Origin of the sequence: Moorena sp. SIO4A1 (assembly GCF_010672065.1) — a bacterium.
Lineage (GTDB): Bacteria > Cyanobacteriota > Cyanobacteriia > Cyanobacteriales > Coleofasciculaceae > Moorena.
Genome location: NZ_JAAHHX010000001.1, coordinates 155,370 through 181,752, shown reverse-complemented (window position 1 = coordinate 181,752; position 26,383 = coordinate 155,370). Strand labels below are relative to the sequence as shown.

The 26,383-nt window shown below is 44.5% G+C and carries 29 protein-coding genes and 1 pseudogene; 12 read left to right on the top strand and 18 right to left on the bottom strand.

The genetic code is table 11. The annotated features are described in order from the left end of the window. Positions 1-164 precede the first annotated feature (164 nt). From sfsA to F6K53_RS00725, 4 genes are all read right to left on the bottom strand, one after another. Positions 165-896: a DNA/RNA nuclease SfsA gene (gene sfsA, locus F6K53_RS00740; RefSeq protein ID WP_293023037.1), complete on the bottom strand. Its 732-nt coding sequence runs from the start codon at positions 894-896 to the stop codon at positions 165-167. 161 nt (positions 897-1,057) lie between these two features. Further along, positions 1,058-1,234 carry an isopentenyl pyrophosphate isomerase gene (locus tag F6K53_RS00735; protein ID WP_293079616.1) on the bottom strand — a complete coding sequence of 59 codons (177 nt, stop codon included), beginning with the start codon at positions 1,232-1,234 and terminating at the stop codon, positions 1,058-1,060. A 26-nt stretch (positions 1,235-1,260) separates the two neighbouring features. Further along, the gene (locus tag F6K53_RS00730; protein WP_293079613.1) at positions 1,261-2,604 is read right to left on the bottom strand and encodes a ribulose bisphosphate carboxylase small subunit; all 1,344 of its coding nucleotides are present in this window, start codon (positions 2,602-2,604) and stop codon (positions 1,261-1,263) included. An 80-nt stretch (positions 2,605-2,684) separates the two neighbouring features. Continuing rightward, positions 2,685-2,810, bottom strand: a complete 126-nt coding sequence (locus F6K53_RS00725; protein WP_293066949.1) for a hypothetical protein — start codon at positions 2,808-2,810, stop codon at positions 2,685-2,687. 249 nt (positions 2,811-3,059) lie between these two features. On the opposite strand from F6K53_RS00725, the gene F6K53_RS00720 reads away from it, so the two are divergent. Both F6K53_RS00720 and F6K53_RS00715 read left to right on the top strand, forming a co-directional pair. Next, entirely contained in the window at positions 3,060-3,194 is a 135-nt protein-coding gene (locus F6K53_RS00720) for a hypothetical protein (RefSeq protein WP_293066952.1), read from the top strand. A gap of 67 nt (positions 3,195-3,261) precedes the next feature. Continuing rightward, positions 3,262-5,454, top strand: coding sequence for a polysaccharide biosynthesis tyrosine autokinase (locus F6K53_RS00715; protein WP_293066955.1), 2,193 nt, complete (start codon positions 3,262-3,264; stop codon positions 5,452-5,454). A 204-nt stretch (positions 5,455-5,658) separates the two neighbouring features. Here the strand turns inward: F6K53_RS00715 and F6K53_RS00710 are convergent, their stop codons facing one another. Next, the gene (locus F6K53_RS00710; RefSeq protein WP_293017330.1) at positions 5,659-5,985 is read right to left on the bottom strand and encodes a DUF5615 family PIN-like protein; all 327 of its coding nucleotides are present in this window, start codon (positions 5,983-5,985) and stop codon (positions 5,659-5,661) included. Beyond that, positions 5,969-6,193: a DUF433 domain-containing protein gene (locus F6K53_RS00705; RefSeq protein ID WP_075900924.1), complete on the bottom strand. Its 225-nt coding sequence runs from the start codon at positions 6,191-6,193 to the stop codon at positions 5,969-5,971. Before F6K53_RS00705 ends, F6K53_RS00710 begins: the two co-directional genes overlap by 17 nt. An 89-nt stretch (positions 6,194-6,282) precedes the next feature. On the opposite strand from F6K53_RS00705, the gene F6K53_RS00700 reads away from it, so the two are divergent. The 3 genes from F6K53_RS00700 (at position 6,283) to F6K53_RS00690 (ending at position 8,260) form a co-directional block, all read left to right on the top strand. After that, positions 6,283-6,561, top strand: a complete 279-nt coding sequence (locus F6K53_RS00700; protein WP_293017328.1) for a hypothetical protein — start codon at positions 6,283-6,285, stop codon at positions 6,559-6,561. 253 nt (positions 6,562-6,814) lie between these two features. After that, positions 6,815-7,144 (top strand): hypothetical protein, encoded by a 330-nt coding sequence (locus tag F6K53_RS00695; protein ID WP_293017327.1) that lies wholly within the window; start codon positions 6,815-6,817, stop codon positions 7,142-7,144. Between the two features lie 252 nt (positions 7,145-7,396). Then, on the top strand, positions 7,397-8,260 hold the full coding sequence (locus tag F6K53_RS00690; protein WP_293044724.1) for a restriction endonuclease: 864 nt from the start codon (positions 7,397-7,399) through the stop codon (positions 8,258-8,260). A 336-nt stretch (positions 8,261-8,596) separates the two neighbouring features. On the opposite strand, the gene F6K53_RS00685 is transcribed toward F6K53_RS00690, so the two are convergent. From F6K53_RS00685 to F6K53_RS00675, 3 genes are all read right to left on the bottom strand, one after another. Continuing rightward, positions 8,597-8,737: a hypothetical protein gene (locus tag F6K53_RS00685; protein ID WP_293079610.1), complete on the bottom strand. Its 141-nt coding sequence runs from the start codon at positions 8,735-8,737 to the stop codon at positions 8,597-8,599. Positions 8,738-9,021: 284 nt separating this feature from the next. Further along, positions 9,022-10,233: an aspartate aminotransferase gene (locus F6K53_RS00680; protein WP_293072161.1), complete on the bottom strand. Its 1,212-nt coding sequence runs from the start codon at positions 10,231-10,233 to the stop codon at positions 9,022-9,024. Positions 10,234-10,657: 424 nt separating this feature from the next. Next, positions 10,658-11,842, bottom strand: a complete 1,185-nt coding sequence (locus F6K53_RS00675; protein ID WP_293079607.1) for an iron-containing alcohol dehydrogenase family protein — start codon at positions 11,840-11,842, stop codon at positions 10,658-10,660. A 156-nt stretch (positions 11,843-11,998) separates the two neighbouring features. On the opposite strand from F6K53_RS00675, the gene F6K53_RS00670 reads away from it, so the two are divergent. Then, a complete protein-coding gene (locus F6K53_RS00670) occupies positions 11,999-12,130 on the top strand; it encodes a hypothetical protein (protein WP_293017320.1) in 132 nt (43 codons plus the stop codon). Position 12,131: 1 nt separating this feature from the next. On the opposite strand, the gene F6K53_RS00665 is transcribed toward F6K53_RS00670, so the two are convergent. From F6K53_RS00665 to F6K53_RS00635, 6 genes are all read right to left on the bottom strand, one after another. Further along, a complete protein-coding gene (locus F6K53_RS00665) occupies positions 12,132-12,926 on the bottom strand; it encodes a lysozyme (RefSeq protein ID WP_293017319.1) in 795 nt (264 codons plus the stop codon). Positions 12,927-13,872: 946 nt separating this feature from the next. Next, a complete protein-coding gene (gene murI, locus F6K53_RS00660) occupies positions 13,873-14,784 on the bottom strand; it encodes a glutamate racemase (RefSeq protein ID WP_293017318.1) in 912 nt (303 codons plus the stop codon). Between the two features lie 130 nt (positions 14,785-14,914). Beyond that, positions 14,915-16,825, bottom strand: a complete 1,911-nt coding sequence (locus F6K53_RS00655; RefSeq protein ID WP_293079604.1) for an N-acetylmuramoyl-L-alanine amidase — start codon at positions 16,823-16,825, stop codon at positions 14,915-14,917. Between the two features lie 461 nt (positions 16,826-17,286). Then, entirely contained in the window at positions 17,287-18,708 is a 1,422-nt protein-coding gene (locus F6K53_RS00650; RefSeq protein ID WP_293072331.1) for a cation:proton antiporter, read from the bottom strand. 999 nt (positions 18,709-19,707) lie between these two features. Then, positions 19,708-19,980: a hypothetical protein gene (locus F6K53_RS00640; RefSeq protein WP_293017314.1), complete on the bottom strand. Its 273-nt coding sequence runs from the start codon at positions 19,978-19,980 to the stop codon at positions 19,708-19,710. Then, positions 19,980-20,276 carry a transposase gene (locus F6K53_RS00635; protein WP_293017313.1) on the bottom strand — a complete coding sequence of 99 codons (297 nt, stop codon included), beginning with the start codon at positions 20,274-20,276 and terminating at the stop codon, positions 19,980-19,982. The genes F6K53_RS00640 and F6K53_RS00635 overlap by 1 nt, the downstream gene beginning before the upstream one ends. A 261-nt stretch (positions 20,277-20,537) precedes the next feature. Between F6K53_RS00635 and F6K53_RS00630 the strand changes: the two are divergent. From F6K53_RS00630 to F6K53_RS00615, 4 genes and pseudogenes are all read left to right on the top strand, one after another. Beyond that, a pseudogene (locus F6K53_RS00630) lies at positions 20,538-20,680 on the top strand (ISAs1 family transposase); the annotation flags it as partial. Between the two features lie 184 nt (positions 20,681-20,864). Next, positions 20,865-21,494: a peroxidase family protein gene (locus F6K53_RS00625; protein WP_293079601.1), complete on the top strand. Its 630-nt coding sequence runs from the start codon at positions 20,865-20,867 to the stop codon at positions 21,492-21,494. 207 nt (positions 21,495-21,701) lie between these two features. Next, a complete protein-coding gene (locus F6K53_RS00620) occupies positions 21,702-22,085 on the top strand; it encodes a hypothetical protein (protein WP_293079598.1) in 384 nt (127 codons plus the stop codon). A gap of 354 nt (positions 22,086-22,439) precedes the next feature. Continuing rightward, positions 22,440-22,868, top strand: a complete 429-nt coding sequence (locus F6K53_RS00615; protein WP_293079595.1) for a catalase — start codon at positions 22,440-22,442, stop codon at positions 22,866-22,868. A gap of 123 nt (positions 22,869-22,991) precedes the next feature. On the opposite strand, the gene F6K53_RS00610 is transcribed toward F6K53_RS00615, so the two are convergent. Then, complete coding sequence (locus F6K53_RS00610; RefSeq protein ID WP_293017309.1) at positions 22,992-23,114, bottom strand: hypothetical protein; 123 nt, start codon at positions 23,112-23,114, stop codon at positions 22,992-22,994. 575 nt (positions 23,115-23,689) lie between these two features. Between F6K53_RS00610 and F6K53_RS00605 the strand changes: the two genes are divergently transcribed. Beyond that, complete coding sequence (locus tag F6K53_RS00605; protein ID WP_293047445.1) at positions 23,690-23,842, top strand: hypothetical protein; 153 nt, start codon at positions 23,690-23,692, stop codon at positions 23,840-23,842. Between the two features lie 361 nt (positions 23,843-24,203). On the opposite strand, the gene F6K53_RS00600 is transcribed toward F6K53_RS00605, so the two are convergent. Continuing rightward, a complete protein-coding gene (locus F6K53_RS00600) occupies positions 24,204-24,452 on the bottom strand; it encodes a hypothetical protein (protein ID WP_293047443.1) in 249 nt (82 codons plus the stop codon). On the opposite strand from F6K53_RS00600, the gene F6K53_RS00595 reads away from it, so the two are divergent. Beyond that, positions 24,446-24,571 carry a hypothetical protein gene (locus F6K53_RS00595; RefSeq protein ID WP_293047441.1) on the top strand — a complete coding sequence of 42 codons (126 nt, stop codon included), beginning with the start codon at positions 24,446-24,448 and terminating at the stop codon, positions 24,569-24,571. The genes F6K53_RS00600 and F6K53_RS00595 overlap by 7 nt on opposite strands. 1,095 nt (positions 24,572-25,666) lie before the next feature. Here F6K53_RS00595 and F6K53_RS00590 read toward each other — a convergent pair. Next, complete coding sequence (locus F6K53_RS00590) at positions 25,667-25,903, bottom strand: hypothetical protein (protein WP_293070702.1); 237 nt, start codon at positions 25,901-25,903, stop codon at positions 25,667-25,669. Positions 25,904-26,383: the final 480 nt, after the last annotated feature.

The following is a 26,383-nucleotide window of genomic DNA, read 5'->3' as shown; positions in this document are numbered from 1 at the left end:
ATAGTTTCCTAAGGTTGAATTTGATTAAAGATTAGATCAAATCCAGTTAATCACTTATCAAAGAGTCTGTGGATTTTTGGGTTATGGTAATGGGGAATTGATAATTGTAAACTACCCATTACCAATAAATAATAATTGAGAACTGCTATAACCTACTAACACCATCAACACTCAAAGGTTGCTAACCCCAAATAGCGAACTCCTGACGGGGTAATTTCAAAGCGACAAGGCAACACTTCCAAACCATTGCTAACTGCTTCTCTTAAGAGTTTACCATAGTCTGGATCATACTTATCACCAGGGGAAAAGTGCAAACAATCAGCACGATTAATAAAATAAAGCATCACGGCTCGTGCTTCGGGAAGTACTGCCATCAGTTCTTGCAGATGTTTTTGTCCACGAGTAGTAACTGTATCAGGGAATAAAGCACGATTCTCTTCAGCTAAGGTAGCACTTTTCACTTCTAAATAAATCGGGCGCTCTGAGCCAGTCAGTAAAAAATCCACGCGGCTTTTCCGTTCTTTTCCGTAACGCACCTCAGGGCGAATTTCGCTGTAGCTGTCCGCTAATTCGGGAATCAGTTTTTGTTCCAACGCTAACTTAATCACTCGATTAGGTAAAGCCGTATTAACCCCTACCCAAGTGGGTTCATTGTCCTTGACCTGAATCATTTCCCAAGTGTATGGTAACTTCCGCTTTGGGTTATCACTATGGGACACTTGTACAGGAGAGCCAATAGTTGAAACTCCAATCATTGGGCCAGTATTGGCGCAGTGAGCAGTAATAATTTCCCCTGATGGCAGTTCAATATCCGCAAGAAAGCGTTTGTAGCGTTTGAGTAAAGTTCCAGCTTTTAGGGGTGGGTAGGAGTAAATCAAGTTATTGTCATTAGTCATGTTATAGTTACTAGCTTTTAATGGTTAATTGGTTAAGGGAGTCGGGAGTCGGGAGTCGGGAGTCGGGAATCGGGAGTCGGGAGTCGGGAGTCGGGAATCGGCAAGAGGGAATCGGGAATCGGCAAGAGGGAATCGGGAATCGGCAAGAGGGAAAACTGATCTTACTCCCCATCTCCCCATCTCCCCATCTCCCCATCTCCCCATCTCCCCATCTCCCCATCTCCCCATCTCCCCATCTCCCCACACTTCCCACACTCCCCCATCTCCCCATCTCCCCATCTCCCCACACTTCCCACACTCCCCCATCTCCCCATCTCCCCATCTCCCCATCTCCCCATCTCCCTATCTTCAAGCAGGAGAGATCTCAAGGGCGTTGAATAATCTTTTCCAGAACCCGCCGCTTGGCTTTGGTGTCGATACCAATTAGGCGCACATACTCACCCTTATGCTCCCCTAAGCGTTCTGTCAAAGCAGCGATCGCTTCCGATACATTGTTTTCTGGTAATGGATTCCCACTTTTCCAAGCATTATTCTTAACCCGACGCTCATTGCCGTATTCTAGGGTAAGGCGGTAACCTTGAGCCAAAAGCTCTCCAATCTGGTCTTGGGTTTCTAGATCTAATCCTAGATGTAAGGGCTTTTTGCTACCATTGCGCTGTCCTGTCTCAGAGTGATTTAAGCCGTTCGTGACTTTAGGGCTAGTTGACTCACTGATGACTGGATTGGATACAGGTGCCTTGTGGTTTGCTTGAGGTTGGTCAGGGGTTGGGATATTATAATTAGTATTTCTAGTATTTGTATTAGTTGCTTGGCTCGTCAGGGAGGGGACTTGATTGTACTCCCTAGCTAGTCCGCTGAGTTCCAACCGTTGCTGTTCAGCTTTAATCAGTTCTCCAAACTCAATTAAGCGGGAGATGCTAAAGTTTGGTGTTTCAAATTTGGGCGGTCCTTCCTTACTGTTGACTACACGAGAGGAAACTCGGTCTATACCAATATCGTAAATAAACTTACGGATTTGTTCATCGTAAATACGCGATCGCAAAGCACTGAAGAAATCAATCGCTTGATTGTCGAAGGTATCAATCAGTTGTTCAATCTCCCCGGTAGAGAGTCCATCTCCGTGAAAGATACCACTAACAATACCAATCCGGTCTTCTCGGTTGGGCTGCCAGTAGAATTTCGCCATCCGACCATCCCGAGTCAAGGGCGCATAGAGAGTAGAAAAATCATTACCAGTGACAATAATCGGTACTCGGTGGATCGGTTGTGAGTCATAACTCCCTGGAAGTTGGACATTGGTGGGATTATCAGCAATGTTCATCAAAGTACCATGCACCAGCTGGGTATTTACCGTATATTGGGTGCGTTCATCGAACCGTCCCGCCCCAGCATCCAAGTCATTGATCATCAGCACACACATCTTACCCTTGACTCGGATCATTTCAGCGGTTTCTCGGTAGCGCAAGCGGATCAGACGGGCTGGATCCCCAGCATCTGGGCTTTCTAGCTCACCAGAAGACATATGAACCGCTTCAATGCCCATGCGCTCGAACACAAGCTCACACTGAAAGGACTTACCCTCCCCCTTCCGTCCATGAATTCCCAGAATTAGAGGCACACGGACATGGGGTATATCAAGGAAGTTTTTAGTAATGTGAACCGCCAGTTTATCGATAAACCGGGGAGAAATGTAATAGTGCTGGGACATACAAACAGGTGCTCTGGTGATAATCTCGTCAAATCCGGCAATTTTTTAGCTGTCCGGCAAAATTCATCCCACACCTAATGCTACGCATTAGGTGTGGGATGAATTTTGCACAGGGTATTAATAAAATTGCTATAATACATTTTACTGATAAACAAAGCCGTTCGCGTAGCGTGGCCTACGGCCTTAAATGCTGGTTTGTCAGCCACCTACGTTCCTAAAAAACAGAACTTATTGTATTGTTCCGGCGCGGAGGGGCATCCCGTGTCGTTAATAAAGCTTACCGAGTATCCTAAGCGATGGCTGGAGTTGGTAAGAAGCCCACACTGTAATCTTCGGCGAAGCCGACGCTACGCGAACGATTCAGTGTGGGAGTATGTCACCCTATTGGAAATACTATTACAGTTTGTTGAAGGTTGAAGGTTTAACCTTCAACCTTCAAGATTCAACCTTCAACCTTGGCCAAAAGGCCACGCTACGCGAACAATCCAATTAACCCGATTAAACCTTCAACCTTCAACCTGATTAAACCTTCAACCCGATTAAACCTTAAACAACAAACAGTACTCAAATTGGCGTATTGGCACAATTGAGACTATTGGCTGGGCTAGGATATCCCTAAATAAGCATCAGGTACTTAAATTTTTTCTTGAGCTATTTATGGAATCTCCTGAATCCTCAAGGTTTGAACAATATTGGTGGATCCTGAAGCGACGTTGGCTACCAGCTTCCGGTATTTTTGTATCAGTTTCTGTGATTATGTCTTTGGTGGCATCATTCCAAAAGCCGGTATATGTAGCCCAAGGATTGCTGTTATTTAAGCGGCTTAATACGACGTCTTCAGTCACCGAGGTAGGTAAAGAAATCGGTATTTTACAACCTCTGGTAGACCAAAGTAATCCTCTAGATACAGAAGCCAACATCATGATGTCTGAGCCTCTGGCTCAAAAGACAATCACCGCACTAAATCTTAAAGATAATCAGGGTAAACCTTTAGCAATTAAATACTTTTTACACAATGTCAGTGTAACCAATATCCGGAAAACTGATCTTCTAGAAGTGTCTTACCAATCTCAAGACCCTAAAGAAGCAGCAGCAGTTGTTAATCAACTAATGAGTATTTATTTAGAAAATCACTTAGATTTTCAACGGACTGAAGCTGTAGCTGCTCGGAAGTTTATTGAGAAACAGTTACCTCAAGCAGAAGCTACTGTTAGTAAAACAGAAGCAGCTTTGCGTCAGTTCAAACAAGAGAATGAAGTGATATCCTTAGACGCAGAAGCTCGCTCAGCTATCGAAGTCCTGACAGATTTGCAAAAAGAAATTGCTCAAAATCAGTCTAAAATGGCTGATGTCAATGCCCAGTACGAATCGCTCCAACAACGATTGGGCATGAACTCCAAGCAAGCGATCGCTCTAACGGCTCTCAAGCAGTCTCCTGAGGTGCAGGAGGCACTCCAAGAATTGCGCCAAGTGGAAGTCGAACTGGCTCTTGAGCGTAACCGTTTCCAACCCACCCATCCCACAATTGCTAACTTAGAAAGTAAGGTAGCCAGCCTAAAAGGTATCCTAAACCAACGAGTTAAACAGGTTTCTAAGGCTAAGCCGAAACCTGCTAGCCAGCTTTTTCAACTCGGAGAGTTACAACAAGACCTGACTAAAGAGCTAGTAGAATTAGAAGCAGCTCGTTTAGGTTTGGCTAATCAGACAAAAGCCTTAGTCAATGCTCAAACCGCTTACCGAAAAAGACTTAACGATCTCCCTAGACTGGAACAACAGCAGCGCGAGTTAGAACGCCAACTTGATGTGTCCCAATCCACCTATTCTCTGTTGCTAAATAAGCTTGGAGAAATTCATGTAGCGGAAAATCAAAACATGGGTAATGCCCGCATTATTGCAGGGGATCAGGTGCCGATGATTCCGATTTCATCTGCTAAAATAGCCTATATTGCTGCTTGTTTTCAGGGACTGTTGGCCACCGCAGCAATTATTTATATTTTAGAAACCAGAGATAAATCTCTGAAAACGATTAAAGACGTTAAGCAATTATTTAAATTTACCTTGCTGGGTGTGATTACCCACTTTAGTAAATCTCAATTATTAAATCCATCACAGGAAGTTTTAGATCCATTTACGCCCCAAGTTATTGTTCGGAATACCCCTCGGTCTCCCATCAGTGAATCCTATCGGATGCTGCAAGCAAATCTCAAGTTTTTGAGTTCAGATAAAGCTCTCAAAGCGGTGACTGTGACTAGCTCCTTACCTCAAGAAGGTAAGTCAACGGTGTCTGCTAATTTAGCAGCAGTGATTGCTCAGCGAGGAAGTAAGGTATTGCTAATTGATGCTGATCTCCATAAGCCTGTTCAACATCGAATCTGGGATTTATCGAATGAAGTGGGCTTGAGCAATATGCTTGTTAATCAAGTTAAATTAGGGGATGCCATTAAACCAGTGAGCGAGACTCTGGATGTCCTGACCTCTGGAGTAGTACCTCCTAATCCAGCAGTGCTTCTGGATTCCGAGCGCATGGCTTCATTGATTAACCATGTTGCTAGTCGTTACGACTTTGTGATTATTGATACCCCTTCTTTAAACGTTGCTGCTGATGCTCCTATCCTAGGAAAAATGACCGATGGTGTGCTGTTAGTTTCCCGACCTGGAGTGGTCGATTCCGGTAGTGCTGCTTTCGCCAAGGGACTTTTGGAGCAGTCTGGTCAGACTGTTCTGGGCTTAGTCGTTAATGGCGTGATTCCTGATAATGAGCCTAACAGTTATTACTATTTTTCTCAGGAATACATTTCAGATGAGAGCGTTGCTCTTAATAGAATACTTGATGTTGCTAGTTATGAGTAATTAGATCATATAGCAAAGGGAGTCGGGAGTCGGGAGTCGGGAGTCGGGAGTCGGGAGTCGGGAGTCGGGAGTAGAGAGGACGATTGGGTGCATCTCCTAAAAGCTGTTTGACCTGATGGTGCGTTACGGGGCGGGCTGTTTCAACCAGGAACGAAGAGGCGGAAAATCAGGGCTAGCCCGCCCCTAACGCACCCTACGCAACTTTCAAGAACTTTTAACTTCAATCACTTCCCCCGGAGCAATTGTATTCAGAACGTTACGAACATCTGGTATCAGAGGAACTAAATCAGGGAGCCTATTGCTAGGTGCCACAAGAACAATGACTGCTACTCCAGCTTGCTGCAAGTTTTGCTGATAACGCAAATTTTGATCTGTAGTGAGTAGAACCGTGAAACCCTCCTGAATCATGAGCCGCAGCAACTCACCGTTCTTTTTTCCTGACCATCCCATCTCGACAACTGTGCGTATCTCGTAATCAGCAAGTTCGCGCTTTAAAGGTCGTGGGGCGCACTCATCAAGCAGGATTCGCATAGGCTGTCAGCATTTCCTTTGCCAATTCAAGGGCTGCGATCGCATGCTCACGGCTAACACTGGGAAAATGCTCTAAGAATTCGTCGAGTGGATCCCCTGCTTTGAGATAATCGAGCAAAGTTTTTATTGGCACACGAGTTCCAACAAAAACAGGGGTTCCTCCCAGGATGTCAGGGTCGCTATGAATAACACGGGCTGCGGTTTTCATGTCCGTTATTCCGTATACTAGGAGTTTCTCTAATTTTAGCCTACCGCTAACTGCTCCGAACTTATTTAATCTGAATTGATATCCTCATCTTGTTTGCTGGCAATGGTGATAGCCTGCTAACTGGCGGTGATGACGCCGATCAGTTTTGGATTGCGGCGGCGGCTTTTCCCAGCACTGCTAACACCATTACTGACTTTGAGTTGGATGTTGATGTACTGGTGATGAGCGGTCTAGGGGTCACCTTTGAAGATATTGCGATCGCTCAAAATCAGGATAATATTTTAACCAGTACTTTAGGTCAAGACTTGGCTGTTCTGAAGGAAGTTCAGGGCAGTGCTCTTGAGAGCGATAATTTTCTTTTCCTGTAAACAAAAAAAAGAACGGGAGGTAGTATTTTCCGGAATCCTGATTCCTTGACTGTAGTTTACAGTAGGACGCGAGGCAACATTCACGCTAACCATAAGTAGACAGCGTAAAGTGGTTGGTGTAAACCTTTTATTAGCTTGCTTCGTCGTTGATTCAATAATTCCCTATTTCCACTGATGTCGCTACTCAGTTTGGAAGGAATACTGGTGAAAATTAGAGCAATTCTCTAAACTAAACATATTGAGGAATAGTGATATGGATGAAGTGGTTAGAAAGGTTGCTGCACTAGGCTTACCTGGTGTGATACTTCTGATTGCGATGGCAACAACGGGATTCACTGGAGCAGCAGCGATCACAGCGGCTTTGGCAATGTTAGGTCCATTCGGAATGATCGGAGGCATTGCTTTCCTTGGGGTGGTGGGAATAGCTGCTGATGGCTTATCGAAATTCGGACTTGAAGCGTTACTGGTTGGAATATATAAACAGCGCCAACAAGAAGGAGAATCTAAAGCATCTCTCTGTAAAGAGATTGAACGGTTAATGGTTTCTGCTGATTTGAAACGCAAACTCAAAGAAGAATTATAGACTGTTTCTAAAGTAAATATTATTGGTGGGTTACGGGGGACAGCTCTGTTAACAGGTGAGCTTTTAAAGTCCTCGCCGCCTAACCCACCCTACGTGGCTGATTTAAGCAAAGTTTAACAAACAGTCTCTTAGGTATTTCAAAATAAGATGCGTTTCCACTGTTATTTCCACTGATTTCGTTACTCAGTTTGGAGGGAATACTGGTGAACATTATATCAACTTTATAAGCTAACAATATTGAGGTATAGTGATATGGATGAAGTGGTTAGAAAGGTTGCTGCACTAGGCTTACCTGGTGTGATACTTCTGATTGCTATGGCAACAACGGGATTTACTGGAGCAGCAGCGATCACAGCGGCTTTGGCAATGTTAGGTCCATTCGGAATGATCGGAGGCATTGCTTTCCTTGGGGTGGTGGGAATAGCTGCTGATGGCTTATCGAAATTCGGACTTGAAGCGTTACTGGTTGGAATATATAAACAGCGCCAACAAGAAGGAGAATCTAAAGCATCTCTCTGTAAAGAGATTGAACGGTTAATGGTTTCTGCTGATTTGAAACGCAAACTCAAAGAAGAAGTGAATAATGGTAAATCTTCGGTTGAGGATAGGCGGGCATCGAAGTCATCATCTTATGATAATATAGGTAAAAATAAATATAAAGGTGATTTAAAACGCAAAGTCAAAGCAGAAGTGAATAATGGTAAATCTTCGGTTGAGGATAGCCGTGCATCGAAACAGGATATTGATGAACAGTTAGATGCAATTGATAACATGAAGGGGAGGGAGTTTGAAGAATATCTGGCTAAATTATTTAAGCAACTGGGCTACCAAGTGAGTAGCACTAAGGCAAGTGGGGATTATGGAGCCGATCTGGTAATTCAAAAAGGGGAGATCAAGGCTGTTGTTCAAGCCAAGAGACAACAAGGTAGCGTAGGGATTAAGGCCATTCAGGAAGTAACAGGGGCAATTGGCTATTATCAGGCGAACCTGGGACTAGTTATCACTAATAGTAAGTTTACAGAAAATGCCAAAGAACTGGCAGCTAGTAATCAAATTGAGCTTTTTGAGAGGGATGATTTGAAAAAATTAATTAAAAAAGTATATAGTGCAGGGTAAACCCATTTAATTTTTTTAATATTATATATAATAAAAACGTAAGCATATGCGCTACGCGCAGGCTACGCCAACAGCATATGCGCTACGCGCACGCTACGGGAACAGCTAATGCTTACCTTGCTTTTGCTTAAGGGAGTATGTTCACAATTCAAATAAAAAAGTTATATCATGTCAGGATAATTACCCTTAATAAAAATCTCCCCCATCTCCCCATCTTCCCCTCCTGGGAGGGGTTAGGGGTGGGTTCCCATCTCCCCATCTCCCCACACTCTCCATTAATTATGGGTATTCAACCAAACTTGATATTACTTGTGTACTGGACAACGAGAGCTTGCCTTAATCCTCTTTAACCTGTTGCTCAATCATGACTAATTCAGCAACAGCATTACGGGTACTTGTTGCCATCCACAAAAAAGCGTTCGCGTAGCGTGGCCAAAGGCCAATCGCTACCCCTGTCCGAAGGCTATTGTTCTTCACGATTACGTTCACACCCCAGCAGACTCTTTATAAAAATTGGTGTTCAAGTATATTACCTGAAGGGGTGACCAAGATTGGCAGTTGCGGGAAGTAATATTGTAAACATTGATGGGAAGATGGGGAGATGGGGAGAGAGTCAATTGAGGCAATTGCAAGTTGTCAACCGATGCTACCAGATTTGATATAATCCCCCCAACAGTTCTTGAGTTCACTTACCTGCACCTACTTACAACCTGCAACCTGCAACCTGCAACCTCGAACCTGCAACCTACAACCTCGAACCTTCAACCTTCAACCTTTACCATTGATTGGGCTTGGTAGCGGATATTAGCTTGTTTCAACCGATTGAGGGCTTCACCCAAGCGATCGCATTCCGCAATCAAACTAATCCGCACATACCCTTCACCCCCGATACCAAAAGCATTTCCTGGGGTGAGGACTACTCCAGTTTGCTGCAAAACATTCAGAGCAAAATCCGTTGAACCTACCCCTACTGGGCAAGGAACCCACAGATACATAGTTGCCTTGGATTTAGGAATCTGCCAACCCAACTCTCCCAAACCCTCAATCATGAAATCTCGGCGGCGGCGGTAACGGTTTTGGACGTCTTGAAGGTAAACATCTGACAGTTGCAAGGCCGCTTCAGCAGCAGTTTGTAAGGCAGCAAAGATGCCATAGTCCAGATTAGTTTTTAAGGTACGCAACCCTTGAATAATGCGGCTATTCCCCACTACAAAGCCAACGCGCCAGCCAGCCATATTATAAGTTTTGGATAGGGTATGGAATTCTACCCCAATATCTTTAGCGCCAGTAATTTCCAGCAAACTAGTAGGCTGATAGCCATCAAATGCTAATTCGGCGTAACATAAGTCATGTACCAGCAGAATTGAGTACCGACGGGCAAACGCAACAATTTCTTCAAAAAACTCCCTTGGGGCGGTAGCGGTGGTTGGATTACTTGGATAGTTAAAATAGAGGATCTTAGCTCGTTGGGCAACCTGATCCGGAATCGCCCCTAAATCAATCAGCCAATCATTTTCCGGTTTCAAAACCAAACTGTGAATTTCCCCCCCAGCAATCAACGGACCCCGGAAGTGTACTGGATAAGCAGGAGAAGGTACTAAAATCAAATCTCCCGGATTCACATAGGCTAAGGCTAGGTGAGCTAGTCCTTCCTTAGACCCTAACAGAGGTAAAGCTTCACTGTCTGGGTCTAGCTCCACATCATAGCGGCGGTGATACCAATTCGTAATTGCCCGACGGAAACTAGCAGTCCCCTCAAACGGAGGATAACCGTGGTTAGCGGGATTTTTTAAGGCTGCGATCGCTGCTTCGATCACCGGCTGGGGTGCTGAACCATCAGGATTACCCATCCCTAAGTCTATCAAATCTAGCCCTTGCTCACGGGCTCTTGCTTTTAATTCATCTAAACGAGCAAATACATAGGGAGGGAGTGCGCTTAGTCGTTGTGCTGGGGTAATCAAATCTACCATCATCAGTGTCAGGTTTGGAAGTTAGCCGGTTGAAGGTCAAGACCTATAATTTTTGACTTTGGCCAAAAGGCCACGCTACGGGAAGGAGTTGAGAGCCAGTGTATGGGAAAATGCTAGTAATATTAAAGGTTATCAGGTTTGAGCTCAAAATCTGCAACCGGCAACCTTCAAAATTTTTGAATTAAGAATTAAGAATTAAGAATTAAGAATTAATTCTGCATTCTGACAGACAACCTACCCTACACCGAATACGGGGCGAACAACCGGCAACCGGCAACCTGACAAGGTGGAACCTACACTACACCGAATACGGGGCGAACAACATTGTTGAATGAAGAATGTGTAATTCTTCATTCTTCATTCTTCATTCTTCATTCTTCATTCTTCATTCTTCATTCTTCATTCTTCATTCTTCATTCTTCATTCTTCATTCTGACAGACAACCTTGGCCTTTGGCCACGCTACGCGAACAACCTTCAACCGCTGGCAAACTTAACTCCTTACGACTCCCCTCAACTAGGACCCTAGTAGAAACCATTGCTGCCATCAGCTGTTCTGGAAGCACCTTAAACGGTAGCCGATGAATATCAGAATTTTCCCCACAGGCAATCTCAGCTGCTTTCTGTAACTGAGCCAAGGTAATCGACCCCAATCCCAGGTCTTGGAGAGTTTGGGGCAAACCAAGCTCAGCATAAAACTTCAGCAACTGTTGCCGTGCTGATGCTGCCAGTTGGTTCCCCTGAAGCATTTCTTCCAAACGCAGCTGCACCAAAATGCCATAAGCAACCTTTTCACCATGTAAAGAATCGTGAGCTGCTGGTATATGAGTTAAACCATTATGTACAGCATGGGCAGCAACAGTACGACATCGAGCTCCACCCAAGCCCCCAATCACACCAGCCAGTAAAACTGTTGCATCAACAACTTCCCGCCAAACTTCACTACCAGGTTGGGTTAGAGCATCAACGGACTTTTGGAACAAAATATCTCGCAATACCCTTGCCTGTTGGACAGCGGCAATAATTAGAGTATCTGTAGCGCTACCACTACTAACTGAAGCTTCGTACCACTTCGCTAAGGCATCACCAATCCCAGCAACTAGGGTACGTTGGGGCGCTGTCTGAATCAAGCTGTAATCAAGTACCAATAAATCTGGGCAACGGTCAAGTCCAACATCATACAGGAAAGCCCCTTGGTCAGAATAGATATTAGATAGAGCTGTCCAAGCGGCACAGGTAGCAGCAGAGGTGGGTACAGTGACTACAGGTAACTGGCACTGGTGCGCTAGGATTTTAGCAATATCCAACGCCTTACCACCACCAATCCCAATAATTAAGTCAGATTGATGAGCAGCAACGGCTTCTGAGAGTTTAGCTAAAGACTTCTCACTACAATCAGGACTGTAGGATGCGCATTCATAACTGAGTTGATGCTGTTCCAAAACCGATTCCAGTGATGAGGCTAGGGTAGCCAGAGTATGCTGGCCTCCTACAATCAAAGGACGATTTCCCAGCCGTGCGATCGCATTTCCTGAGTCTTCCAAGGAGCAACGCACTACTTGAGTCGGTGCCACGTTTAGGGAAAGCAAGGAGGTAGGTGCTTGTTTGGTCATGCCTGTAGCCCAAATAAACTTTTGGTTTAGTAAGGTGAGTAATGACCTTACTGGGTGATAGGTCTTTTATTATACATTTTGCCAAACTTAGAGGGGTTAGGGATTAGGTCTAGCCTTGGCTGACAACCTTAAACCTGCAACCTTTAACCTTCAACCTTGGCCAAAAGGCCACGCAATCGCGTTCAACCTTCAACCTTTAAACCTTTAAACCTGCAACCTGCAACCTGCAACCTTCAACCTTTAACATTTAACCTTGGCCAAAAGGCCACGCAATCGCGTTCAATTTGACTTAGCTCAGAAACAGTTTACGCTCCGCTTCTCTGCGTTTGCTCAAGCCTAATAGGACTCGACCACCACCCTTGTTCCAACGAAGAAACTCATTGGCCGCCCCTTGAACATCACCCTGATTCAACTTACGTAACAATGTAGAGCGCCTAAACGCTGTTGGTCCTATATTGAACACAAAGCTAACTAGAGCAGAGAATTGATTATCAGTCAGTGATACTTTGACAAGATTACTCACCGTAGATTCAGAACTTTCTAAATCTTGTCTGAGCAATTTTTCCGCTTGCTCAACAGTGATGATATCTCCTATGCGAACACCAGCTGTATGACCCCATCCAATAGTAGGAATTCCCACCGGATCGATATAAGCTTCTACTCTGCCATCGGGGCACCTTTTATGGAGTCCTTCAAACTCTTTAACCAGATCTAAACCAGCTTGGTTAATATTTCGATCGGTACCTGGGGGCAACTCTGGTGTTACTTTATTGATGATAGCATCAAAGTAAAACTGAGCCGTTTGAGGACCAATAATTCCTCTGACAGCTCCAGTATTACCAAGTTTGTTAGCATCTTTAAACTTATTGACTCCTGCCTCAGACAAGTCCAAGCCGCATTCTTTACACAGTTCAATAAAATTTTCTAAAATTATAGGGCTAATAACGTCTTCTACCTCCAATTCCATTAATTCTTGGAGTTTACTAACCTGAGGCACTGGCAGGTTGACTATAATGTCAAGTGCATAGCGTTCTTCTACAGAAAGGCTATCGGTGTTGATGTCTTTAATAGTTAGAGCTGACATAGTTAGATGACTTATAAAATAAACGTAACGTTATTGGCGATAAAATCTGCTTTACTAATTATTATATCCCTAATTTTTATTGGGAAAGGTTAAGGGTAAATTAGTAATTCGCAATTGGTAATGGGTCAAAATAAGCGACAAACCAGATTTTAAGATACAAGAGTCTCCCAGGAAAAAAATCCCATGAGTTGACTCTGTTTCTTGACTAAGCTCATAGCTGACTGCTTACTCAACCACTAGGGTTTTGAGTTACTAAGTTAGTCTTCAGCGTGAGTTTTCGCTTTTACGTTAATTGTGATAAGTTTGAAACAAAAATTTACAAAACGAGTAATTCCCCTTTCCCGTCTCTTGGTGCGCGTTCCCGTGGGCGACAGATTATTAAGGGTAATTATCCGGAGATGATATGACAAGCCGAGCCAAACCTTGATTTAGCTTGATTTAGATCTAGGGTGAGTTAAAGGGGTTAAAGTGATCGAAAAAATTGCGAAAAATTAATCTTGATAATAACTAACTTAGGTGAAGTCGCCTGTGAGCAAGGACTTCACCTAAGAGAAATGGGATGCGGTGACAATTGCCTCCACAACCAAATTTATAGTGAAAAAAATCGGTCTATTATCAGAGTGGGAGAGTTTGAGAGGGAAAAGAATACCCCGTCCTATTAGGTCTTAAAGTTACCGTAAGGATAGTGGAGCCTTTATGGTTAGTCGGCTATTCATAAAAGGGTTAAAACTTTTTGATTAAGGCTCCACTATCCTAAGGTTTCGTCTCTGAGGATGAATTTTTACTCTCAAATAGTGTTAATATAAAAAGTAAGGGTCTCAAAAACTGGGTATTGACCCTACTCAGCTACCGACCGTGCGGGGGAAAGTTACGCCCAGGTCGATAACAGCCAATTAGGTTGTGCAAAGGATACCCCATTCCTGCGACGGATGGGGAAGTTCAATGGTCAATCTACCGATTCTAAAGGTGCGCTTGACCTTGGCGAATTAAATTCGCCAGAGGTCGCACCTAAAGGTATTGTAGGGATTGACACCTGTGGTAGGTGTATTTTTTCAACTGTTGGAGTGTAACCCAGCCATTGTAGGGACTGTTGGGCAAACTGTTGAGGACAACCGCTGACCCCAAAGCGAGTTGGTCTTGCCTCACCAGTATTCTTCCCTCCAATTAAATCCAGTTCTTGAGCAGCAGCAGCAACAACGTATTTCGCTGGGTCTACCAATTTAACGTCTGGGGGTAATATTTCCCGCAGGATCGGTTCTAGATGGGGATAATGAGTACAGCCATAAACTAGGGTATCGATTTGGGCTGCTAGCAAAGGTTCTAGGTACTGCCGTGCTATCGCTTTAGTGTAGGGTTCGCACAAGCGATTTTGCTCCACTAATGGCACAAACTCCGGACAACCCACTTGCCATACCTGAGCAGTTGGTTCAACCTCCAAAATAGCATTTCGATAAGCATTGCTGGCAGCCGTAGCTGGTGTAGCAATCACCCCAACGCGACGACCTTGGTGGACTGCCGCACGGGCACCCGGTAGAATCAGCCCCAGAATTGGGATGTCAAACTCACTACGCAGAGTTTCCAATGCCAGAGCCGAACTGGTATTGCAGGCCATCACCACCATTTTGACCTCCTGTCGCACCATCCAGCTGAGAATCTCGAAGCCGAACTGCACGATTTCATCCGCAGACCTGGTACCGTAGGGTAGCCGTGCTGTGTCAGCAAAGTAAATAATTGATTCGGATGGTAGTTGTTTGTATAGTTCCCTCAGAACAGTCAGACCCCCCACACCACTGTCGAAAATCCCGATGGGACGACTCTGGGGTTGAGTTCGAGAGATCAAAATTGGGTTATTGATCATTGGTTAAGAATTGGCACCTACCCACCCAGGGGCAAGAAACAGATTACTTGGGTTCGCTCAAAACAAGAAAATCGTTAGATTATAGGTTAACAATTATCAATTAAGAATTGACACAATATTAGAACTCAACTTAGGTCAACCGATTTTGCCGAATATATAGGAGGATGCCACGAGCGATCGCTCTAGCCATCTGGCTGCGATAGGCGGCAGTTTTCAGTTTAGCTGAGTCTTCATAGCCGGTTAGAAAACCAACTTCTACCAAAACTGCTGGCATGGAGGTTTTCCTGAGCACATAAAACCTCGCCCGTCGGGTACGTCGGTCACTAACATCCACGCTCCGCAAGATAGTGTAGTGGATGGTTTGGGCAAGACTCTGACCAGTAGAGTAGTAGTAAGTCTCTAATCCATTCACATCCGGTCGCTTACCCCCGATAGCATTGGCGTGGATGCTTACAAATAAATCAGCATCAGTCCGTTCTGCCACTTGAACTCGTCCATTCAGACTGATGAATCGGTCATCTGAGCGAGTCATGACAACCTGAATCCCCTGTTTTTCCAACAGCGCTTCCACCTGTCGGGAAATCGACAAATTAACATCCTTCTCTTGTATACCCCCAAGCCCAATAGCACCAGGGTCTTTGCCACCGTGTCCGGCATCAATGACCACTACCAGGCGCTCTTTGGGAACCCGACGTCTGGGAATTGGTGGGCGAGTCCGGTTAGGCGGTGGCACAGGAATCGAGTTAGGCGGTGGCACAGGAATCGAGCGGGGGGGTATCCTGGTTGGCCTGCGTGATATCAATGGTCTCAGTTGCAGAGCCAACAGCTGATCATTGAGCTGATTGAGGCTACCAATCCGGGTACCGTTTGATGGCTGTACCAAAATCAGCACCGTGTTTTTGTCCTCCTGTCGCACCATCACTTCTGATACGGGACTAGTGGTATTAAGTTGAGGGCCACTGAACTTCTCAGCTAGTTTGGCATTCGGTATAGTAATTTGGTAAGCCTTTGAACGAGGATCCCATTTGCTAGTGGCTCTGACCCGTTGGTTAGCTTTAATCAACAGCTGAGTCTGATTGCTAGCCAATTCCACTGACCCAATGGTGGCTAACTTACCGGTATTAGCCGAGCCACGGGATTGAATCGGTTTCGTTGGCACTTTGGATGTTGGTCCATTATCTAACCTTTGAGCCGGGACACCCCTAGGGAAAATCAACACCCCCCCCAATCTTTCACTGAACGATGCTAGCCAATCAGGGCTGTCACTATCCACATTCAGGGTCATCCGGACAATCGGTGGGGACTCTTTTTTCTTTTCAAACTCGATTTTGCTAACCCCGTAGCGATTTACCTCCAAATCTTCCCCTAACAGACTCTCGGCAATCGTAACCCCTTCTAGGTCGATGTTAATGCGGCGGTTATTGCGACTTCGTTCGATTTGAATGATGGGTTTCCCACCATCGGTACTGACAAAAAATCCATTTCTATTGATCTGAAAGCCTTGTCGGCGAATCCCCGGATTGGATCTCGGAATAGTTGGATTGGATCTCGGAATAGTTGGCCGTGGTGGAGGGGATTGAGTGCGGGTCGGTGGCTCAGCCGGTGGTAGAGATGGCGGTGCTGGGTTAGGCAGAACCGGCAATGACCCTCGATAAGGCTGAGGTAATTGTACAGTCCACTGATTGGGGCTAATACCCCGAAATTTTACCTGCTGGGGGTCTATAGTGTAACCAGGAGCCAATTCAACCACAATCCGAGTAGTTTGTCTCTCAAATTGACCCACTCGCACTTCTCGAATCCCCCCGCTTAGACGCTGATTTGTTGATGGACCTCCGACGTTAATTCCTGGTAAATCAATGACTAACCGGGTAGGATTAGAAATGAGTTGGGCTGTGGGTTGTACACCCACATCAGTCGTAAATTCCAGGCGATTCTGATTGCGATCATATTGCCAAAATAGTAGTTCACGGGCTTGAGCCGCCAATGAAAATAGAGAAAATGTCAAAGAGCTGGAGAGTAGCAGTAGCCAGCGAAACCTCACAATTCTTACTCCTGTATCATGTATCTTAGGTAATTGGTTATAGCAATTGGTTATAGCAATTGGTTATAGCAATTGGTTATACCAGCTGTTAGCGGTTAAGTATTAGACCCCAACAGCTGCCTAGAGTAGGCTATAGTTAACCGCTAATCCCTAACCGCTCACGATGAATACCCCTAATTAATAGCCCAGTCAAGCAATGTCTAGTCTGTCTGATGAATCAGATTAATCTGATTCATCTGATTAAAACCGTTAACAGACTCGGACGTAGAGTAGCTTGGTTAAGTTTCAAGAGTTTCAGTATACACGGGTTGCTCTGAATCGAAAATTTGGTTTTAGTTAACACACTTAGCTTTGTCAAATCTTAAAGCATACACAATCAACTAAATTGAACAGGATTCTTCAAGAATCCTGCATCAATAATTGTCTTTAATCAGCCAGCTCAGATACCATTAGAACAAGTCTCAAGACTCTCCAGCTGTTTCCACCTGCTCAGATGGCTCTTGAAAGACCAACCGCAACAAAGGCGGAGCAATAAAAGTCGTTAAGATAACCATCATGATAATCGCTGCTTCAGTTGCTTCTGAAAGAGCACCACTTGCTGAACCAACACCAGCAAAGACTAGCCCCACTTCACCTCTGGGAATCATGCCAACTCCAATAGCCAGACGGTTAATTCCTGATTGACCAAAGACTGTCAATCCTGTGATCACCTTACCAAGAATTGCAACCACAATCAGGAAAGTTGCCAAGATCAAACCCTCGCGATTACTGGGAACTGCTGGGTTAAGCACACTCAAATCAGTTTTGGCTCCCACTGTAACAAAGAAGATCGGCACAAGTATATCTGCCACTGGTAGGACCTGTTCTTCCAATTCTCGACGCTTATCCGTCTCTGCCAAGACTAGCCCAGCAGCAAAGGCTCCCAAAATGGCTTCTAATTGGATAGCTGTGGCAATATAGGACAAGACAAAGGCAAAAATGAGTGCTGTCAGTAATACCTGACCTCGTGTTTTCATTTCCTTGACCAAGGCAACGAAATACGGACCGAGGAAGCGACCGATTAGAATTGCTCCAACTAGGAAGACACCAGCACTAATAATCAAATAGATCACATTAGTGATCACGACTTCCCCAGTTTTTGCCAAACTAGCCACTACAGCCAGGACGATAATTCCTAAGACATCATCGAGTACAGCAGCACCAATGATAATTTGCCCTTCTTTAGAACTGAGCTGTCCAATTTCTGCTAGGACTTTAGCGGTAATCCCGATACTAGTGGCAGTTAGGGCAGCACCAGCGAAAATAGCAGGGACAGCAGAAATATCAAATAGGTAAGCTAAACCAGCAGTACCAGCAGCAAAGGGAACAACCACCCCAACTACAGCTACCACAGCGGCCTGCGGACCAACACGGATCAGTTCTTTGAGGTCAGACTCTAGTCCAATTTCAAATAACAAGATGATCACGCCGAGTTCCGCTAAGACGGAAATCACCTCGCTAGTAGACTGAAATACTGAGTTGGTAGCTTCTGGGGTTAGACCAGCGGTAGTTTGGAGAAAGGTCATCATTACGGAATTGCTAGCCGCACTGCCCCCTTCTGGGAAAACTAGCAGATTTAGGGCAGAAACCCCGACAACTACACCACCGACCAATTCCCCTAATACCGGTGGTAAGTTAATCCGAGCACAAATTTCGCCTCCGAGTTTACTGGCGAAGTAGATCACCACTAGACTCAATAGCACTCCTGCAAGAACCAGTGACCCGTTTTCTGCTTCATTAGCAGTGGCTTCAGTTGCTGTTGCCAATAGGTATGGGAGAGGGTGTTCAGGGGGGAGGAATGGTATGGGGGTGAGGAGATTCACCCAGGCAGTTATATCAGCCATGTAGTTGCGAATAAATCATTCATTATACTTTACAAAAATTATGGCAACCCTTGAGCCTCTCAGGTCTAATCAGGGGCTCAAACTAAGCTAGTACTGTGTCAATTTAGTTTTGAGGGTTAGGTGTTAGGTGTTAGGTATTAGGTGACAAGTTAAACAAAAATGCCGTTTGTCAAGCCTTGATTAATAAATATTTATAAAACCTTGGCCAAAAGGCCACGCTACGCGAACAATTGCTTTCTGTAATTAGGATAGGGGTATTTAGCTCCATGGCGTAAGTATGAAGAACAGTTTTTGCCCTAGGTATTGATGATAATGCTTACGCTAGTCTAACTCATGGCTAAGGACCCTTCCCCCGGCAGTAGCGGATCGTCTCTGACAAATTAAGATTTGGAAGCGCTGTAGCATAGTGATCAACTGAAGAACACAGGGCAGGGGAAAAAGCTGATGGCACACTCACACGGGAGAATGCGGGAGCGTGGTAGCCCCGCGATTTTAATCCGGGTCAGAAGTTACAGCAGTCGAAGCCTAGTTTAGGACAGTCACTTTTCCTCAAACCTATCCGGGAGGAAACGCGACACGGCAGTGCGAGCAATCCCTCGCACTGCCGTGAAAAGTGTATAATAATGAAGTGAGTAAGGACAGACGCCTACGTGACGAAGCGACTCTAGTACCGGAGAAATACCGACCCTGGCCAAAAGGCCACGCTACGCGAACAAAGATGGCATTGCGTTAATCCTCAGGTGCGCTTTCCGTTCGCCGTAGGCGACGCTTTCGGCAAAGCCGACGCTGCGCGAACGCGAACGGCCAATTAAATTCGCCACGGGTCGCACCTCTTGGATCTTTCCATCCACGAATTCGTTCTTTCGATTCCCCACCAAGCTTTGACTGGTACAAACCCACTTTTACCTTCTTTTTCCTTCTGAGCTTTGGATGGTTTCGCCGAAAGCTTAAATCTAATTTTGGTCATAATCTGAGGATAAATTTTCTCTAATTCCTGTGTCAGCTTTTCATCGGTGATATCCGCCGGTCTTGTAAGATGGTAATCTTGGCAATATTGACGGGTTTAGATTTGAAGTAATCAATGTGGTTAGACAACATTTCAATTAATCCCACATCGTCAGACACCGAGGCTTTGGTACAGTGACTAAAAAAAGGGAAACCCAAGGTATCTACTGCTAGATGTCTTTCATTAGTAGCTTTGTAAAAACAAAATCCTTTGGAAGAGATGCTGGCATTGCAGGTGTTTTTCACTGCTTGGGAGTCGATAATCATCAGGGTTGTCCATTGCCCTTTTTTTTTACTTGCTCACGTACTCGACGATGTAGGATGTCCCTAATTTCTTCGATTACTCCTTGCGTACGCCACTGTTTGTAGTACCAAAACACTGTGGAATAGGGAGGTAAGTCTTTAGGTAAATCACACCAATTACAACCATTCTTGAGTTGGTACAAGATACCATCTAATATCTGCCTCTTACTCCACAATGGTTGTCTAGTTTGCTTCTTTTTGGGCAACAGAGGCTCGATTATTTCCCATTCAAGATCACCTCGACTAATTGAGTACGGCATTTTTTCCCTATTTTACTCCATTACTGAGATCTCAAATGGGTTCTATACAAAACCGATCACCCATAAAGGCGACCCTCTCTTACGGTAACTTCAAAGGCAGTAACTCTTGCTCAAATAGACTTCGATTTGTACAAACAGTCCCAGTGGTCTGGATTACAGACCATTGTAATGGTTATTCGCACCCGCCATCATAGGAACAAGACTACCCGTGAGGTGATGTTTTACCTCACTTCTTTACCACCCCTCAACACGTCGGGCTTAGCAATCCGACAACACTGGTCCATTGAAAACCAACTCCACGCTCGTATTAGATGTCACCTTTGGGGAGGATGCGACGCGGATTCGTACAGGGCATGCACCACAGAATATGGATTTACTCAAGCGCGCTTAGTCTCAATCTACTCAATCTTGAAACGAGTTATAAACGCAGTACTCGTCAAAAAGTCAAACGAGCCAGTATGGTACCAAGGTATATGCTTAAGGTTTTAAAAGCTTCAATTCCCCTACAGTCTAACTTATCTGAGGCATAATTTTTCGCCGCTGTACCCTGCAGCGTTTACCAATCAGAAGTGGTATCGCCAGAATTGGATGACAGTGGAATTTAGTTTGGTATATCGTTGGCACAGTGCCCTTCCCGAGACTCTGACCTATGACAGTAAGCAAATTCCGATGGTGGATAGCCTCTGGAATAATGAGATGCTGATCAATAAAGGCTTGGGACCATTGTTTGAGGAGACCTGTTCCCAACCAGGCACCAAAATTGGTTTGTTCAACACGGCAGAATTCCTGATACCTGTTGAATTGGCAAGTATCGACTTAGGTCGTCAAGCTCAACTGGCCAGCTATAATGATTACCGGGAAATGTCTAAGTTTCCCCGGGTGACGGATTTCGATCAGATCACGGCGGATGAAGATACTCAAAGGGAACTAAAACGGTTATACGGTGATGTCAACAATATTGAATTCTATGTGGGACTCTATGCCGAGGATGTGCCACCAAATGCAGCAGTAGCTCCCCTGGTTAACCGACTGATAGCAATTGATGCGTTTTCCCAAGCATTGACTAATCCCCTGTTGGCAGAAAATATCTTCAACGAAGAAACCTTTTCCCCGGTCGGTTGGGAAGTAATACAAAACACAAATACTCTCTCAGATGTGGTAAACCGCAATACTCAACAGCCGGATAAAAGCTATAAAGTAACATTTGACAATCCGTAAGCAAGGCATCGGGTATTGTCAAAGAAAAATTAAAGTAAAAATTCCAGCTCTCTGATTGATAAATCACCATTTATTTCAGTAAAATTTGAGTCTCAATCGCCAGCTATCTGCTCACTTAATTTGACAGTAACCGAATCAAATCTGCTGCTATACTAACGGAGTTTTTATCACCACAAATTACTGATTTTTTTCTCTAAAAAAATAACCATGAAGCTATTTACAGAATATCCCGAAAAGGACGAACAAAACTATTACAACCTTGTAGCAGAGCAAGTCAGGATTCAGATGGATAAGCTTTACAAGGATGAGGAACGGGCTTTGCGAGACACCCATGCCAAAACCCACGCATCGGTGGAGGGAAACCTAGAAATTTTTGATTTTGATGAACAGAAGATTAAGAGCGAACTGGCGAAACGAACTCGGCTTACTCAAAAGCAACTCAATGGGATTTCCCTCAAGCAAGGACTTTTTGCGACACCAAAACAATATCCTGTTCAGCTGCGATTTGCTAATGGGCGAACAAATGTTGAAAACGACTATGTCTCAGACACACGCTCAATGTCTGTGAAAGTGATTGGTGTTGAAGGATAAAGTTTAGAACAAAGCTACGAGCCAAACACTCAAGATATTATTGTTCAAAATGCTAATATCTTTTTTATCAAAACCATCAAATATTATTAGGAATTTTTTCGCTCCATAGTTGAGTCAGAGCAAGCTGCCCAGAAGTGGCTCATAAGTCATCCCAGGCAATTCCTAGCCCTAGCTAAAGTAACAGCTCGAACCCCAAAGAGTTTATTAACGGAACGGTATTGGAGTGGTTCTGCTTATGCCCTTGGACTCAAATCAGATTTTGATCAGTCTCAACCGGGCCTAGTTCCTGTTGAGTATCCCGCTGTGATCAAATATGCGTTTACCCCTGTTTCATGCCAGCCTCCCCATCAAAGCATGCGATATCAGTCCCGACCAGGTATTCCTAAACTTCCCTTCATCAATCGCGCCAAGGCTCTGGGATTGGATGAAAGTAAACCGGACAATTACTATCGAGATGAGCTGATCGAACAACTATCAAAAACCGATGCTCTTTATTGCTGGGACTTTGGTATCCAATTCCAAACCAACCCGAAAATGTCCATCGATGATGTCACAATTCGTTGGAGTGAGAAGAAATCACCATTTTTTACCGTTGGTCGCCTCACCGTCAAGCATCAGATCATCGATTTTGACAAACAATACGACTCTGCTGAAAACCTACGATTTTCCCCGTGGAATGGCTTAGTAGTTCATCGTCCTGTGGGAGCTCTCAACCGGCTCCGTAATGTAGTTTATCCGATTGTGGCTAAGTATCGTTATCAAAAACGGGGACTCAACTACTAGTCTTTTAACCTTGCTCTGATGCTACATAGTTCATCTGTTCTGCAACTTTGACCTGCTCCCTCTCCTTCTCTATACACCCATTCGTCACAAGTTAAGGTTGTGTATCATTTGTCAATGGCTTAGTTACAAAATGTTACTGGTTGTAAAAGTGGTTGCTAATTCATGCTTTTGAGATTTTCCTAGTTTTGGCGATCGTGTTTCTTGGCAAGGCGATCGCCAGATACCCGCTCCCCAAACACAAGTCATTCAATCATCTGTCCTCAAAGGGTATAAATCGTCAATGCCAATCACAGCAGGTGCGACCCGTGATGGCGAGCAATCCCTCGCCATCACGGAAAGCGCACCTAAAGAGATTGAAGGTAAGGTAAAGATTAATTAACAATACCTTGACAAAATCTATTCTGCCTTAACTTTTTGGCCTCATAAGGGGTGTAATCTAAAAAAAACCTTAAAAAGCTTGATTGGGAGATCGCATTAATCTATAGTTGTAGCGGTTGATTAGTAGAGGCAAAAGTAATGACTTGTGAAGCTACTAAAGAAGTTCCCAGTGGTTTTATGCTCTGCCGGGAATCGAAGGCTTACCCAAAACAAAAATTCCCAGTTTCCACAAGGTAGCTCAAGCCGTCCTGCTCGTTGCGCCGAGCAGAATATAGCAGTGAGCAGCACTATTGGTTAATGTTTTTTAGGGGTGTACAGCTCAGAGTGTAGTTCACCAAGTCAGCATCTTTCATGTTCACCTGTTTTTTGGGAGTTGGATTGGTGAAAAGTTATATAGATATTTTGCCCAGGTACGAATCGAGGACTTTTTTCCCGAACCTCTATTGGCAGCATCTAGCGCCTTTGATATTCCTATTTTATCTTCCTATTATAGCGGATTTAACCGGGAGCATGTCACTTATGCAGAAACATTAGTACGCTTATCTGGGGAATGGGGAATGGGGAATGGGGAATGGGGAATGGGGAATGGGGAATAGGTAATAGGGGGAGCATGGGGAGCCGGTCAATTTGGTGAGAACGCTTGAACTACAGTGTTTTCAGGGTTTTAATAGCGTACATGAGTTATTTTAGTACATTTGTTCTACGAATTTGACATGCTCCCAGCTTATTGTATTCAAAAGCTATTCGTAAAGTAGCGTGCCCATAGCCCATAAGCTAATAGCTGATAGCACCTCAAGTAGCATCTCAAGTAGCGCTAATCGCTGTTCGCTGACAGCTGAATACTTACATTTGAGCTTCCCCTGTCGAGACAACATTCACGTTGCGAAGACGCAAGGCCGATATGCAGATCGCTATCCATGGTATCTTCATCTAAATAAAGGCGAATCTGTGTCATGTTTAGGGTTTGGTTGCCTGATAATGTTGTTTGGCCAGTTCTTCATAGGCGGTTTGTTCGGCTGCGATATCTTCGTCTATTTCCTGACGGTTAGCATGATAATAAGTTAATGCGGCATAAATTTGAGTGATTGTTAGGTGATGTAATCGTCTCGCTATTTCATAGCGCGTTGTTACCTTGATTATATAGGCCAGCAATTCGGCGCACAGAGGTTCGAGTTCCTGCAATGACTGGACGATTACTATTGGCATCAGTACTGATCAGGCAAGCCAATGTCGGTAAGGGCTGCCAAGGGGTTTCTCCAATTGATTTAAGTGGTTTTTCCCTTATTTTAAACTATAGGGCCACGCTACGCGATCGCATTCGGTAGGGTAGGGTGTGCAAATTATGATAGTTTGGCAATTTAATTAGGAATCATGTCTATTTGCCCACCCGACAAGAGGCGATCGCCCTATCAGCGATCGCCCTATCAGCGGTCAGCGGTCAGCTATCAGCTAATGCGCTACGCGCACGCTGCTTGAGGTGCTATCAGCTAATGCGCTACGCGCACGCTGCTTGAGGTGCTATCAGCTAAGTAGTCGGACAAAACTAAAATTAACTCTTTAAATAGGGAGCAGGGACTTCGGAGCAGGGAGCAGAGGGACTTTTGGCAACTTTACACAAATTAATACAGTTAGGTTTATTTTTGTCCAGGTACTTATCAGCTATCAGCTATCAGTTTAATGCTTAAATTTTTATCGTTCGCGTAGCGTGCGCCTCGGCGCAAATGGGATAATTGAATAGGTTTCAATTTGGAGCTAGGATGAATAGAATTTTTGAAATTTGTAGTGGCGTGGCAAGCTTAAAATAGTGCAATAGATTTTTGATCCCCATCTTCCCACACTCCCCACACTCCCCACACTCCCCACACTCCCCCATCTGTTTCTAATGCATCAAATTAAGCTTGCCACGCCAGTAGGGTGCGTTAGGCGGTTTTCTTGAGACGATTATATGAGATAACCAAGGGTTGAAGCCTTAACGCACCATGGGATTGGTTAAGAATGGTTTGGGTTCAATTTGTATACCGATGGTGCGTTACATTTCATTAACGCACCCTACAAGAGCTTATTCACTCTATTTTTGTAGTTATTTCAGTATTAATAGATCCAAAATGACAGGTGTTTACCCTGTTTATGAGGTTTGATCTGAGGTTTATGAGGTTTGATCTGAGGTTTTATATGAGGTTTTATATGAGGTTTATGAGTTGAAAAATACTTTTAATTAGAGTTAACCTTTATAGTCAAGGAAGTAAACTTTCCTTTCTTGAATACAATTACGAGTTGTGATTATGATCAAAAAAACGTAAGCATATGCGCTACGCGCACGCTGCGCGAACAGCAGTCAGCACTCAGCAGTCAGCTTTATGACATAGGCCACAAGTCCTGTGACAACACTGCAGCATTATTCCAATGCTTACCGATTTTATTCAAAAGCTGTTCGGTGTAGCTTGCCCTATGCTCATAAGCACATCAAGTAGTGTGGCACAGGCTTTGGCCTTTGGCCACGCTGTGCGAACGACGCTGTGACTGATTAGCACCTCAAGTAGCACCTCAAGTAGCGCATTAGCTGATAGCACATCAAGTAGTGTGGCACAGGCTTTGGCCTTTGGCCACGCTGTGCGAACGACGCTGTGACTGATTAGCACCTCAAGTAGCGTGCGCATTAGCTGATAGCTGATAGCTGATAGCTGATAAGTACCTGGACAAAAATAAACCTAACTGTATTAATTTGTGTAAAGTTGCCAAAAGTCCCTCTGCTCCCTGCTCCGAAGTCCCTGCTCCCTATTTAAAGAGTTAATTTTAGTTTTGTCCGACTACTTAGCTGATAGCACCTCAAGCAGCGTGCGCGTAGCGCATTAGCTGATAGCTGAATACTTACAAAAAAACTCATGCCCAAGCATGTCTAGCACGTACTAACCAATCTGTTGCTGTGGGAACAGGTCAAAGTTGCTGAACAAATGAACTATCTACCATCAGAGCAAGCTTACACCCACGAGGGGGCATGAGATTTAGTTCAAATGTTCTGCAATTGTGACATGCTCCCGATTTAACCCAAGTGTCTTGCAGGTTACAGCAGTAAACGTTAGGGGTAAACAGGGAAAGGGAAGAGTAAGGAGGATAGCAGGAGAGTAGAAGTAAAGTAG